Genomic DNA, 12763 nt, shown 5'->3' with positions numbered 1-12763 from the left:
TTATAGTCATGAGTATGTCAGATCCATTGAGCGATCTCCTCACCCGGATACGCAACGGTCAGGCGGCGGGCAAGTCGGAGATCGTCGTTCCCGCTTCCAAGCTCAAGCGGGCCGTGTGCCAGGTGTTGAAGGACGAAGGTTACATCGCGGGTTTCGCCGATGCGACAGAGCAGGGTAAGCCTACTCTCCGCGTGGAACTCAAGTATTACAACGGGGCGCCGGTTATCGACAAGATCCGGCGGGTCAGCAAGCCAGGATGCCGGCGTTATCGAGGCCGCGACGAAATGCCCAAGGTTATGGGCGGCTTTGGCATCGCTATCGTCTCGACGTCCAAGGGCGTGATGTCCGATCGCAAAGCCAGGGTGCTGGGCGAGGGCGGTGAAATCCTCTGTGTCGTTCAATGATGTTTGTGCAGGCTGGCCGATATGTCTCGTGTAGCTAACAATCCAATCTCCATTCCCAAGGGTGTGGAAGTCAGCATCGCCGAAGGCGTCGTAACGGCGAAAGGCAAGAACGGAGTTTTGTCGCGTGCGGTGCCCGCGGGCCTCCGCGTGAACATCGACGCTGGTGCCGTTTCCGTCGACTACGACAAGAACGATCAGAAGCAGAATGCTCTAGCCGGGACCACGCGGGCCAATTTGGCCAACATGATCGTGGGCGTCAGCAGCGGGTTCGAGCGAAAGCTGTCCCTGGTCGGCGTGGGCTATCGCGCGCAAGCCAAGGGCGATGTGCTGAGCCTCAGTCTCGGATATTCCCATCCGGTGGAATTCAAAGTTCCGGCGGGCATTGTGGTTGAGACGCCGTCACAGACCGACATCGTCGTGAAAGGAGCGGACCGGCAGGTGGTCGGCCAAGTGGCGGCCAACATCCGCGCATTCCGGTCACCGGAACCTTATAAGGGCAAGGGCGTCCGCTATGCGGACGAGGTCATCATCCGCAAGGAAGCGAAGAAGAAGTAAGGCAAGAGCAATGGATAAAAAACAGGCCCGCCTCAAAAGGGCAGCAAAAACACGGCATGTCATTCGCGCAACGGGGGCGAATAGGCTGACCGTTCATCGTACTCCCAGGCATATTTACGCGCAGGTCATCGCTCCCGACGGCGGGACGGTTCTGGCTTCCGCGTCGACACTCGAGCCCGCTATTCGCGAAAAGTTGTCGGTGACTGGAAATAGGGACGCCGCCACCGAGGTAGGTCGCCGCATCGCGGAAAAGGCACTTGCCGCGGGTGTGTCCAGCGTCGCGTTCGACCGCTCCGGATTCAAGTATCACGGGCGTATCAAGGCGCTGGCCGATGCCGCGCGCGAAGCCGGACTTCAGTTCTAGCGAGGATTATCAATGGCAAACGTGAGTACTCAGGCAGGCGCTGGAGAAGGGCTGCAGGAAAAGTTGGTCGCCGTGCGGCGTGTCTCGAAGGTGGTCAAGGGGGGACGGCAGTTTGGATTTACCGCCCTGACAGTCGTCGGTGATGGCAACGGGCGCGTCGGCTTCGGCCTCAGCAAGGCGAGGGAAGTCCCGGTAGCGATTCAAAAGTCGATGGAGCAGGCGCGCAAGAACATGCGGAAGGTCGCGCTCAACGGTCAGACCTTGCACCACCCGGTCACCTCTGCGGCCGGCGCGGCGAAAGTGCACATGCAGCCTGCTTCCGAGGGTACCGGCATCATCGCCGGCGGGGCGATGCGCGCCGTTTTCGAGGTCGTTGGCGTCCATAATGTTCTGGCCAAGTGCATCGGAACCAACAACCCGATCAATGTCGTTCGCGCGACCATCAAGGGATTGACGGAATTGCGCGATCCTAAGTCTGTTGCCGCGAAACGCGGAATGACCGTCGAAGAATTGCTGGGGTGATCGTGTGATGACGAACAAAACTCTGCGCGTCACTCAGGTGCGTAGCGCCAACGGACGGCTCGAATCCCACAAAGCCTGTCTGCGCGGGCTTGGATTGCGTAAACCCCATCAGAGCGTCGATGTGCGAGGCACGCCCGAAATTCTGGGCATGATTTCGAAAGTCTCGTACTTGCTCAAGGTCGAGGAGATCTGACATGTTTTTGAATACCATCGGTGCGCGGGACGGTAGCCGTCCGGCAAAAAAGCGGCTGGGACGTGGGATCGGCTCGACGCTCGGCAAGACGAGCGGACGGGGACATAAAGGCCAAAAAGCGCGCGCTGGCGGCTTCCACAAGGTAGGGTTCGAAGGTGGCCAGATGCCGCTTCAGCGCCGTTTGCCGAAAGTGGGTTTCCGTAGCGCGAAAAAGCGCTTCGTCGCCGAGGTGACGCTGACGCAGCTTTCGAAGGTCTCCGGTGACGTGATCGGGCTGGCTGAGCTTAAGGAAGCCGGGCTCGTGCCCGCGGAGGCGAAAACGGTCAAGATCGTTGCGACCGGTTCGGTGCAAGGGCCCGTGAGCGTACGGGGCATCGGTGTGACCCAGGGTGCCCGTGCTGCGATCGAAGCCGCGGGCGGCAAAGTGGAAAGCTGATGAGCGCCATCAACCCTTTGATGGCGGACCGGGGCGGCAGGTTCACCGAGCTTCGCCAGCGTTTGCTGTTCGTCGTTGGCGCGCTCATCGTTTTCCGGATCGGCGCGCACATTCCGATTCCCGGCGTTGATCCGAAGGCGCTGGCGGCGATGTTCAATCAGCAGGGCAGCTCGATCCTGGACATGGTGAACATGTTTTCGGGCGGCGCCCTGAAGCGGTTGAGCATTTTCGCGCTCGGCATCATGCCGTATATCTCTGCTTCGATCATCCTGCAGCTGATGACGATCGTCGTGCCCAAGCTGGAGCAATTGAAGAAGGAAGGAGAGTCCGGGCGCAAGAAAATCAATCAGTACACCCGGTATGCGACGGTGGTTCTGGCCTCGTTCCAGGCCACGGGTGTCGCAATGGCCTTGCAGAATCAGAGCGCCGGCGGAGCGCCGATCGTGGTGTCTCCAGGGTTTCAGTTCGTTGCTCTGACGGCCATTTCTCTCGTGACGGGGACCATGTTTCTGATGTGGCTCGGTGAGCAGGTGACCGAGAGAGGATTGGGCAACGGAATCTCGATCATCATCTTCGCCGGTATTGTGGCGGGACTGCCGTCGGCCGTGGGCGGCACGCTCGAGCTGGCTCGCACGGGCGAACTGAGCGCCTTCAGCGTCGTCGGGATCGGAGTGATCGCCGTCGCGGTGACGTGGCTGGTCGTTTTCGTCGAAAAAGGACAGCGCAGAATCACGATCAACTACGCCAAACGCCAGGAAGGACGGCGGATGTATGCCGCGCAGAAAAGCTTTCTGCCGCTGAAATTGAATATGTCGGGAGTCATCCCTCCGATATTCGCGTCCTCCATCATTCTTTTCCCGGCGACCCTCGCGGGGTGGTTTGGCAATTCCGAAAAGTTGATTTGGTTGCAGGATATAGCGAGCACGCTGTCGCCTGGTCAGCCGCTCTATGTTCTGTGCTACGCGGCCGCCATCATGTTTTTCTGCTTCTTCTATGCCGCTCTGGTTTTTAATTCGAACGAGACGGCGGAGAACCTGAAGAAGTCCGGTGCGTTTATACCGGGGATCAGACCTGGCCAGCAGACGGCTCGGTATGTCGACACCGTCATGACGCGGCTTACGCTGGTGGGCGGCATTTATATCACGGCAGTGTGTCTGTTGCCGGAGTTTTTGATCGTGTACTGGAATGTGCCATTCTATTTCGGCGGTACCTCATTGTTGATTATCGTCGTTGTGGTTATGGACTTTATGGCGCAGATACAGACCTATGTGATATCTCAGCAGTACGAAGGATTGCTGAAGAAAACCAATATTAATATTAGGTGATTCTTTTTATGGTCGCCGAGGAAGCATTATGAAAGTTAGAGCATCTGTTAAGCGCATCTGCCGTAACTGCAAGGTCCTCAAGAGGAACGGCATCGTCCGCATCATTTGTAAGGATGCCCGGCACAAGCAGCGGCAGGGTTGATGTTTTCGTCGTTGTGAGATGGCCGGTGGCTGTGTATAATGGCCGGCTTTCGCTCAGTGGCTTAGAGTTGGAGTTTGTTTAAATGGCGCGTATTGCTGGAGTCAACATCCCAGATCACAAGCATGTAGTAATCTCACTGACCGCGATCTACGGCATCGGGCGTACGCGTGCAGGTTTGATTTGCGAGAACGCCGGGATCGAGACTGACAAGAAAGTCAGAGAGCTGAGCGACGAACAGGTCGAGCGGCTGCGTGGCGAAGTCGCGAAGTTCGTCGTGGAAGGCGACCTTCGGCGTGAAGTCGCCATGAACATCAAGCGGCTCATGGACCTCGGCGCATACCGCGGCATGAGGCATCGGCGCGGGTTGCCGACGCGAGGTCAGCGCACCCGAACCAACGCTCGCACCCGCAAGGGACCGCGTCGCCCGATCAAGAAATAACGGTACGGTGGAAAAATGGCTACTACAGGTCGCCCCGCTAAGAGAATCAAAAGAGACATTTCGGATGGCATCGCTCATGTCAGCGCCTCCTTCAACAACACCATAGTCACCATTACCGATAGAAAAGGTAATGCCCTGTCTTGGGCGAGCGCCGGAGCGTCGGGTTTTCGCGGCTCGCGCAAAAGCACGCCGTTTGCGGCTCAGGTTGCTGCAGAAAAGGCAGGTTCGGTGGCGAAGGAATACGGAATCAAGAATCTGGACGTCCATGTGACCGGCCCCGGTCCGGGGAGGGAATCGGCCGTGCGTTCTTTGAACGCCTTGGGCTTTAAGATTGTAAACGTCGTGGACACCACTCCGCTGCCTCACAACGGGTGTCGTCCTCCGAAGAAACGGCGCGTCTGACGAGGGTTTTGAAAAATGGCTAGATATCTTGGGCCGAAGTGTAAGTTGAGCCGGCGCGAGGGAACCGATCTGTTCCTGAAGTCCCGCGGTAAGTCCCTTGAGTCCAAATGCAAGCTGGATCAGCCTCCCGGCCAGCATGGGCAGAAGCGGCCCCGACTGAGCGATTACGCGGCTCAGCTTCGTGAGAAGCAGAAGCTGCGGCGAATCTACGGCGTCATGGAGCGCCAGTTCCGCAACTACTACGCCGAGGCGTCCCGTTTGAAGGGCTCAACAGGTGAAAACCTGCTTTGCCTGCTTGAATCCCGCCTGGACAATGTGGTGTATCGTATGGGTTTTGCGTCGACACGCGCCGAAGCAAGGCAGCTCGTGTCGCACAAGGCGATCAACCTGAATGGGCGCACCCTGAACATCCCGTCCTACCAGGTGCGCAGCGGCGATGTCGTCGAGCTTCGCGAGAAGGCCAAGTCCCAGGGTCGGGTAAAGGACGCGCTTCAGGTGACGGAACAGTATGGGTTCCCGTCTTGGGTCGACGTTGACGTCAAAGCCATGAAGGGCACCTTCAAGTCAGCGCCGGAGCGTAGCGAATTGGGCTCGGATATTAACGAGCAACTGGTCGTTGAATTGTATTCGAAGTAGCGCGCGTGATGGGGTACACCTATATGCACAACTCGCTTGCCGAGCTGATCAAGCCGCGCACGGTGGAGGTTGTTCCTCACGGGGCGAACTCCGCACGTGTGGTGATCGAACCGCTGGAGAGAGGGTTCGGCCACACTCTGGGCAACGCCCTGAGACGCGTGCTTCTTTCTTCCATTCCAGGAGCGGCAGTGACGGACGTCGTAATCGACGGCGTGCTGCACGAGTATTCGACCATCGAGGGGGTTCAGGAGGACGTGATCGACGTGCTTTTGAACTTGAAGAACCTCGCTATTCGGCTCAACGGGCCTCACGACGTTTATCTGAACATCGACAAACAGGGGCCCGGACAGGTTTTGGCGGGAGACATGGAAATCCCTCACGATGTTGAGGTGCTCAATCCGGATTTGCTGATTGCACATGTGACCGGCAGCAGCCGTTTGCGCATGACGCTCCACGTGCAAAAGGGGCGGGGTTACCAGCCCGTTGCCAATCGCGCCGTGGAAGGTGATTCGGCGATCGGTACGCTGCATGTCGATGCGAGCTTCAGTCCGATCAAAAAGGTGTCTTATGTAGTCGAGAGCGCCCGGGTCGAGCAACGCACCGATCTCGACCGGCTGGTCATCGAGCTCCAGACCAACGGTACGGTTCAGCCCGAGGAAGCGGTCAAGCATGCCGCCAACATCCTGAATCAACATCTCGGCATTCTCGTTGACCTGAAAGGCGAGGACCTGCCGCTGTTCGGGGAGGATGGGCCCCAGTTTGATCCGCTGTTGCTGCACCCGGTGGATGATCTTGAGCTCACCGTTCGCTCCGCGAATTGTCTGAAAGCCGAGAACATCTTTTATATCGGTGACCTGATTCAGCGTAGCGAAGCGGATTTGCTCAAGACGCCCAACCTGGGAAAAAAGTCGCTCACGGAAATCAAGGACGTCTTGGCGACGAAGGGCTTGTCTTTGGGCATGCGCCTGGAGAACTGGCCGCCGGAAGGTCTCAAGAAGCCGAATCAATAGCCTTTTTCAAAGGGTGTAGAAAAAATGCGTCATCGTAAAGCGGGAAGAAAATTCAACCTGACGAGCAGCCATCGCTCTGCTTTGTATCGAAACTTGGCGGCTGCGCTCGTTGAGCACGAGATCATTAAGACGACCTTGCCGAAGGCCAAGGAGATCCGGCGTTACGTAGAACCGCTGATCACCTTGTCCAAGGAGGACAGCGTGGCCGGCCGGCGTCTGGCTTTCGCGAGGCTGCGCAATCGGGATGCAGTGACCAAGCTGTTCAACGATCTCGGTCCGCGTTTCAAGACGCGGCCGGGCGGTTACACGCGCATTCTCAAGTGTGGTTTCCGCGCCGGCGACGCGAGTCCGATGGCTTTTGTGGAGCTCGTGGATCGCGCCTGACAGCGCTTTGGCGGCGGCGCGCGCAGGGCCGCCGACTCTTGCCTATTGGGGCGCGCCCGACGCGCCCGCCTCTCTCCGTCATCCGGTCAGGCCGACCTGCCGGCGCTTGAACCCGGACGAGTCGCTCCCCGAGGACGTCTGTGGCCTCCCTCATCCAAACCCGGTTTTTGACCGCCGCGCTAGCGGAGTGCGAGCGGATATGCGAAGAGGGCGGGCTGCGATTCGGTAGTCTACCGGAACCTCTGCGCCTGTCTTTGGGCTTCGTCGGCGCATGCAGCCCGTTCTTCCTCGGGGTCTTGAAAAAAGATCCCAGTTTAGTCTCGGTTCTCCGCTCCCTGGGCGAGCGAGGCTGTAGGGTTTACGACCCGGACGATGCGCTGCGCAAGTGCGTGGGCGAGGCGGCCGATCGCGATGCGCTGGCTCGGGCACTGCGCCAGTGGCGGAATCGCGAAATGGCGATCATCGCGTGGCAGGACATCTCCGGCCAGCTCGGAATCGACGAGGTTCTGGCAAGAATCTCGCACACGGCGGAGGCGGCCATCAGAGCGGCTTTGAGCTGGCTTTTCGAAGACACCTGCCGACGATGGGGCGTGCCAAGGCGGAGCGATGGCTCCGCACAGAACCTGGTTGTCCTGGGTATGGGGAAGCTCGGTGGCCGGGAGCTCAATTTCTCGTCCGATGTCGATTTGATTTTCGCCTATCTCGAGGACGGTGAATTATCGGACCGCAACGCCACGACCTACGCGGAGTTTTATACTCGGCTCGCGCGGGCGCTCGTTCAGGTGCTCGATGCAGTGACCGAGGACGGTTTCGTATTCCGGGTGGATCTGCGGCTCAGGCCTTTCGGCGACAGTGGCCCGCTGGTGGTCAGTTTCGATTCGTGCGAACGCTATTACCAGGCGCAGGCGCGCGACTGGGAACGCTACGCGATGGTGAAGGTCCGCGCCGTGGGCGGGGATCCGGAAGACGGCGCGGAATTCGAACGCTTTTTTCAGCCTTTCGTATATCGTCGATACCTCGACTACAGGGTATTCGGCGAGCTAAGGTCGCTTAAAGGGAAAATCGTTGCGGAACTCCGGCGTAAGGACAGAGGCGACAACATCAAGCTGGGTCCCGGCGGCATCCGCGAGATCGAATTCATCGGACAGGCATTCCAGTTGATCCGGGGCGGCCGCCATGTCGGACTCCAGGACCGAAGCATCCTAGTCGTTTTGGAGCGGGCTGGCCAACTGGGCCTGCTTGATCGCGAGGCAGCGTCGTTTCTCTGCGAAGCCTACCGGTTCTTGCGCAAGGTCGAGAACCGGCTTCAGGAGTATGAGGACAAGCAGACACATGACCTGCCGACATCACCGGAGCGACGCGAGCTGCTCGCGTATTCGATGGGGTTCGACTGCTGGGATGGGTTTGGCGATGAACTCGAGAGGATTCGCAGGAGAGTTCACGGGATTTTCAGCGAGGTGATCGCCGAGCCTTCGCCTCAGGTAACGGCCGAGCCTATGCTGGACGGCAGCGAGGCGGAACTGGCGCTCGCACTGGCTGGCTTCGGAGGCGCCGCCGATGCCATGGCCGACGCCTTGGTCAAGTTCCGCGCCTCGGCGCCCATTCGGCGGCTCGGTACCGGGGCCATGGGCGAGCTTCATCGCGTCATCGGGAAGCTGTTGGCGGAACTGGGACATTTGGGTGCGGCCGATGCTGCGGCGATTTTGCCGAGAGTGCTCCGGTTGCTCGAGTCGATTGCCGGCCGGGGCGTCTATTTTTCCCTGCTTGCGGAGAACCCCGCCGCGTTGTCGCAGTTGGTCAAACTGGCCGCGGCGAGCCCCTGGATCATGCGGCTCATATCCAGCGCCCCGATCTTGCTTGACGAATTGCTGGACCCCAGGACCCTGTACAGTCCGTTGACGCGGGAGGCTTTGGCGCGAGAGGCGGACATTCTGGTCGGCAGTCTGGCACCGGAGGATGAGGAGCAACTGATGCTGCGGCTCCGGCAGTTCAAGGCCGCGCATCAGCTGCGAATCGCAGCGGCAGATATCATGAAGGTCATTCCGGTCATGGTGGTCAGCGATTACCTGACGGACTTGGCGGAAGTCATGATCGAACGGGCGCTGCGGCTGGCCTGGCGGGCCACGGCGGCGCGCCACGGCGTTCCGCCGGTAGAAACGGGAGCCTCCCCGGACTTCCCCGGATTCGGCGTCATTGCGTATGGAAAGCTTGGCGGCATAGAGCTGGGCTATGGCTCCGATCTCGATCTCGTTTTCCTCTATGACGGCGTCGCCAGCGATGCGGTGACCGATGGGCCGCGGCCGGTCAGCGCCGCGGAGTTTTATGCCCGCGTGATCCAGCGGTTGGTCAGCCTGCTGACGACCGAGATGCTCGGCGGAGCGCTGTACGAAGTCGATCTGCGCCTGCGGCCCAGCGGAAGTTCCGGTCTGCTGGTCAGTAAAGTCGACGCTTATGAAAATTACCAGCTCCAGCGAGCCTGGACCTGGGAGCGCCAAGCGTTGGTGAGGGCGCGGTTCGTGGCCGGCGACCCGCAGGTCGGCGCACGCTTCGATGCCATCCGGCGAGCCGTACTCTGCACGGAGCGGGACAGTCGGCAGGTGCGGCTCGATATTCTGGCGATGCGCGAGAAAATGCGGGAAAGTCTGATGGACAGACGGCCGGGCGTTTTCGATTTGAAGCAGGGCGTGGGCGGTATTGCCGATATCGAGTTTATTGTACAATTCGGCGTCCTTGTCAGCGCTGCAAAGCATTGCGAGATAACTCGCTGGACCGATACGGTCCGCTTACTGGAAAGCCTTCTGACCATACATTTCCTCACGCCTGAACAGGCGGATCGGCTTCGACGCGCTTATTGTGATTATCGCGGGGAGGTGCATCGCCTTGCTTTGCAAGAAATGCCGGCATTGGCGTCATCTTCGGAATTTACCGAGCATCGCATGGCCGTGCAGGCGGCGTGGAAGCATATCATCGAAACGCCGGCGCCTTGATGGCGCCGCGGCTTAAAGCAATTTTCCGCTGACTGAAGGAGATCATTTCATGGCAATGGACGATCGAGACGGGCAGATATGGCTCGACGGGACGTGGCTCCCGTGGCGAGAAGCCAAGGTTCACGTGTTGACCCACACGCTGCATTACGGCTGCGGGGTATTCGAAGGTCTTCGGGCTTACCGCACCGAGCGCGGGACCGCGGTCTTCAGGCTGCGGGACCATACCGACCGTCTGTTCCGCTCGGCCCACATCATGAAGATGTCGATTCCGTTCGACAAGGATGCCCTGGATCGGGCTCAGCTGGAGGCGGTGGCACGCAACAATCTGGAGAGCGCCTATATCCGCCCCATGTGCTTTCTCGGCGCCGAGGGGATGGGCCTGCACGCGCACGGCCTGGCGGTCCACGTCATGGTTGCGGCTTGGCAGTGGGGCAGCTACCTGGGGGCGGAAAACATGGCGCGCGGCATCCGCGTGAGGACGTCTTCCTATGCCCGGAACCATGTCAACAGCGTGATGTGCAAGGCGAAGGCGAACGGAAACTATCTCAATTCCATTCTGGCCGTGCAGGAAGCGATCGAAGCCGGATGCGACGAAGCGCTGCTGCTGGATCATGAGGGATACGTTGCGGAAGGGAGCGGCGAAAACATCTTCATCGTCCGCCGAGGCAGGCTGTACACGCCGGACCTGACGTCGGCGCTGGAAGGCATCACCCGGGAGACGGTGTTCACCCTGGCGCGGGAGCATGGCCTGGAAGTCGTGGAAAAGCGCATCACCCGCGATGAGGTTTATGTGGCCGACGAGGCGTTTTTCACCGGGACTGCGGCGGAAGTCACGCCGATCCGCGAAGTGGATGGCCGCGTGATCGGCGAGGGGGTGCGCGGGCCGATCACGGAAAAACTGCAGACGCTCTATTTCGATTATGTGCATGGACGCCGCGCCGACCATGCCGAATGGCTGAGTTTCGTCTGAGGGTCTTCGAGCACGTTGCTCGGCAGGCGAAAGTGGTGCCTGCCGAGCAGCTCCGTGTTTTCTGCTACCGTAGCATCAGGAAGAACGAGCCGTCACCCCGCTGCACGCTGAGCAGCAGCTCGGAGCGGCCCTTGGTGGCGCGCTTGAGGTCGTCCAGCGTTTCGATCTCCTCGCGGTTCGCCATGACGATGATGTCCCCGGGGCGCAAGCCCGCTTGGAATGCGTAGGAGCCGGTGTGGATCTTGTCCACCTGGACGCCGCCATCTTGGTTGTTCTTGAGTACGACCCCGGACAGTTTGGGGTGGATGTTGCGTCCCTCCTCCTGGACCAACTTGGGAGCGCGGATCGTCACATCGCGTACCACTCTTTGTCCCTTGTGCATGACCTCGAGCCGGACTTCTTCGCCTATCGGCAAGAGGCCGATGGTATTGCGGACGTCCGCGCTGTTCCGGACCGGGCGGTCATTGATGCTGAGCACGATGTCACCGGCTTCCAGCCCTGCCGAAGCAGCGGGAGAGTCTTTTTGAATGCCGGTGACCACGGCGCCTTGGCTTTGGCTCAGGCCGAATGCCTGGGCGAGATCCGGCGTCAAATCCTGGATGGAGATCCCGATCTGGCCGCGGCGGATTTCACCTTTTTCGACCAGTTGGGTCATGATGCTCGCTGCCATGTTGGAAGGAATGGCGAAACCGATGCCGACGTTTCCGCCGGTCGGGGCGATGATCGCCGTATTGATGCCCACCAGTTCGCCGCGGAGGTTGATCAGCGCGCCTCCCGAATTGCCGGGATTGATCGAAGCATCGGTCTGGATGAAGTCTTCGTAGCCTTCAATGCCGAGACCCGAGCGGCCCAGAGCGCTTACGATGCCCGAGGTTACCGTCTGTCCTAGGCCGAAGGGGTTGCCGATGGCGACGACGAAATCGCCGACCTCGAGCTGGCTGGAGTCGCCGATGGGCAGTTCGGTCAGGTTCTTGGGTTCGACCTTGATGACGGCCAGATCGGATTCCGGATCGGCCCCGACCAGCTTGGCGCTTAATTGACGGCCGTCCCGCAGCGTCACGCTTATCTCGTCCGCTTTGTCGATCACGTGGTTGTTGGTGAGGATGTAGCCTCGCCTGCCGTCGACGATAACGCCGGAGCCCAGGCTGGAACTTTCCCGGCGCCGCGGCTGATTGGGAATTCCGAAGAAATGCCGGAAAAACGGGTCCTGCATCAAGGGGTTTTCGGCGATTTCGATTTGAGTTTTCGTCGAAATGTTCACCACCGCGGGCATGGCCTTTTTCAACACGGGTGCCAGGCTCGGCAGCGGCTGGCCGTTGACGCTCGTCGGCAAGTCCGCCCAGGCCGGGGCACAGGGAGAAAGGCCGCTCGCTGCAATAAGCAGGAGGGCGCCGATCGGTTTCATGCGCATGAAATAACCTCCATCAATCGTTTTTTTGCACGGCGGTGGCATGGGCGGTTTCAGTGTAGCAAAAAAAGCATTCACCCAGCGGCGCGCCAGATATGCTGAATATGGGATGCCGTGCGTGTGATAGCAACATCGCAGAGGAATGGCGGCGACCGAAGCGGCGCCGGATATGCCTCGGCGCCTATGCTTGCGCCGAGGCGGAGGCCGATCAGGCTTTCAGCCCGCTTTCGTCCATGCCGGGAGCGGTGACGTCCCGCTGGGTTTCGAACCAGTTCAGTGACTGGCGCGCCGCCATGGTTCCATCCTGGAGACCTTTGGCGATCAGGCGTCGTCCCGGTATGAGTTTGCCCAGTACCAGGGCGCTGAGGACCACGCCGAAAGAAAGACAGTAGACCGATCGGTAAACTGCCTTGGCGAACAAGCCTTCGGCGACGGGCGAGCCTGACTTCGTATAGTCGCGGAAAGCATGGCTCGGGGGAGTTCGAGCCTCGGGAGAGAGCGCAGACTTCTCCTCCGTCGCCGAAACCAGACTCAGGGTCGGGCCGCGCGGTTTGGATGTTATGGGTACGACTTTCTTGGCCATCCT

The 12763-nt window shown here is 59.9% G+C and carries 17 protein-coding genes; 15 read left to right on the top strand and 2 right to left on the bottom strand.

Annotated elements, in window-relative coordinates; translation table 11 throughout:
* Positions 1-8: 8 nt before the first annotated feature.
* The 15 genes from rpsH (at position 9) to GNH96_RS14575 (ending at position 10769) form a co-directional block, all read left to right on the top strand.
* Positions 9-404 (top strand): 30S ribosomal protein S8, encoded by a 396-nt coding sequence (rpsH, locus tag GNH96_RS14645; RefSeq protein WP_169604323.1) that lies wholly within the window; start codon positions 9-11, stop codon positions 402-404.
* 21 nt (positions 405-425) lie between these two features.
* On the top strand, positions 426-959 hold the full coding sequence (rplF, locus tag GNH96_RS14640) for a 50S ribosomal protein L6 (RefSeq protein ID WP_169604322.1): 534 nt from the start codon (positions 426-428) through the stop codon (positions 957-959).
* A 10-nt stretch (positions 960-969) separates the two neighbouring features.
* Positions 970-1323 (top strand): 50S ribosomal protein L18, encoded by a 354-nt coding sequence (gene rplR, locus GNH96_RS14635; RefSeq protein WP_169604321.1) that lies wholly within the window; start codon positions 970-972, stop codon positions 1321-1323.
* 12 nt (positions 1324-1335) lie between these two features.
* The gene (gene rpsE / locus GNH96_RS14630) at positions 1336-1845 is read left to right on the top strand and encodes a 30S ribosomal protein S5 (protein WP_169604320.1); all 510 of its coding nucleotides are present in this window, start codon (positions 1336-1338) and stop codon (positions 1843-1845) included.
* Between the two features lie 7 nt (positions 1846-1852).
* The gene (rpmD, locus tag GNH96_RS14625) at positions 1853-2038 is read left to right on the top strand and encodes a 50S ribosomal protein L30 (RefSeq protein WP_169604319.1); all 186 of its coding nucleotides are present in this window, start codon (positions 1853-1855) and stop codon (positions 2036-2038) included.
* A 1-nt stretch (position 2039) separates the two neighbouring features.
* Complete coding sequence (gene rplO / locus GNH96_RS14620; RefSeq protein ID WP_169604318.1) at positions 2040-2474, top strand: 50S ribosomal protein L15; 435 nt, start codon at positions 2040-2042, stop codon at positions 2472-2474.
* Entirely contained in the window at positions 2474-3799 is a 1326-nt protein-coding gene (gene secY / locus GNH96_RS14615) for a preprotein translocase subunit SecY (protein WP_188114780.1), read from the top strand. The genes rplO and secY overlap by 1 nt, the downstream gene beginning before the upstream one ends.
* A gap of 28 nt (positions 3800-3827) precedes the next feature.
* Positions 3828-3941, top strand: coding sequence for a 50S ribosomal protein L36 (gene rpmJ, locus GNH96_RS14610; RefSeq protein WP_010961579.1), 114 nt, complete (start codon positions 3828-3830; stop codon positions 3939-3941).
* Between the two features lie 82 nt (positions 3942-4023).
* The gene (rpsM, locus tag GNH96_RS14605; RefSeq protein ID WP_169604317.1) at positions 4024-4380 is read left to right on the top strand and encodes a 30S ribosomal protein S13; all 357 of its coding nucleotides are present in this window, start codon (positions 4024-4026) and stop codon (positions 4378-4380) included.
* Positions 4381-4395: 15 nt separating this feature from the next.
* Complete coding sequence (rpsK, locus tag GNH96_RS14600; protein ID WP_169604316.1) at positions 4396-4782, top strand: 30S ribosomal protein S11; 387 nt, start codon at positions 4396-4398, stop codon at positions 4780-4782.
* A gap of 15 nt (positions 4783-4797) precedes the next feature.
* Positions 4798-5418: a 30S ribosomal protein S4 gene (gene rpsD, locus GNH96_RS14595; protein WP_169604315.1), complete on the top strand. Its 621-nt coding sequence runs from the start codon at positions 4798-4800 to the stop codon at positions 5416-5418.
* A gap of 23 nt (positions 5419-5441) precedes the next feature.
* The gene (locus tag GNH96_RS14590) at positions 5442-6428 is read left to right on the top strand and encodes a DNA-directed RNA polymerase subunit alpha (protein WP_169604748.1); all 987 of its coding nucleotides are present in this window, start codon (positions 5442-5444) and stop codon (positions 6426-6428) included.
* A 24-nt stretch (positions 6429-6452) separates the two neighbouring features.
* Entirely contained in the window at positions 6453-6812 is a 360-nt protein-coding gene (gene rplQ / locus GNH96_RS14585) for a 50S ribosomal protein L17 (protein WP_169604314.1), read from the top strand.
* Between the two features lie 296 nt (positions 6813-7108).
* Complete coding sequence (gene glnE, locus GNH96_RS14580) at positions 7109-9799, top strand: bifunctional [glutamate--ammonia ligase]-adenylyl-L-tyrosine phosphorylase/[glutamate--ammonia-ligase] adenylyltransferase (RefSeq protein ID WP_267313378.1); 2691 nt, start codon at positions 7109-7111, stop codon at positions 9797-9799.
* Between the two features lie 49 nt (positions 9800-9848).
* Positions 9849-10769: a branched-chain amino acid transaminase gene (locus GNH96_RS14575; RefSeq protein ID WP_169604313.1), complete on the top strand. Its 921-nt coding sequence runs from the start codon at positions 9849-9851 to the stop codon at positions 10767-10769.
* Between the two features lie 64 nt (positions 10770-10833).
* On the opposite strand, the gene GNH96_RS14570 is transcribed toward GNH96_RS14575, so the two are convergent.
* Both GNH96_RS14570 and GNH96_RS14565 read right to left on the bottom strand, forming a co-directional pair.
* A complete protein-coding gene (locus GNH96_RS14570; RefSeq protein ID WP_223163438.1) occupies positions 10834-12180 on the bottom strand; it encodes a DegQ family serine endoprotease in 1347 nt (448 codons plus the stop codon).
* Between the two features lie 205 nt (positions 12181-12385).
* Positions 12386-12760: a hypothetical protein gene (locus GNH96_RS14565; RefSeq protein ID WP_169604311.1), complete on the bottom strand. Its 375-nt coding sequence runs from the start codon at positions 12758-12760 to the stop codon at positions 12386-12388.
* Positions 12761-12763 lie beyond the last annotated feature (3 nt).

This window comes from Methylococcus geothermalis (assembly GCF_012769535.1).
GTDB classification, from domain to species: domain Bacteria; phylum Pseudomonadota; class Gammaproteobacteria; order Methylococcales; family Methylococcaceae; genus Methylococcus; species Methylococcus geothermalis.
The sequence above is the reverse complement of the archived record's forward strand: the minus strand, read 5'-3'. Positions and strand labels throughout refer to the sequence as shown.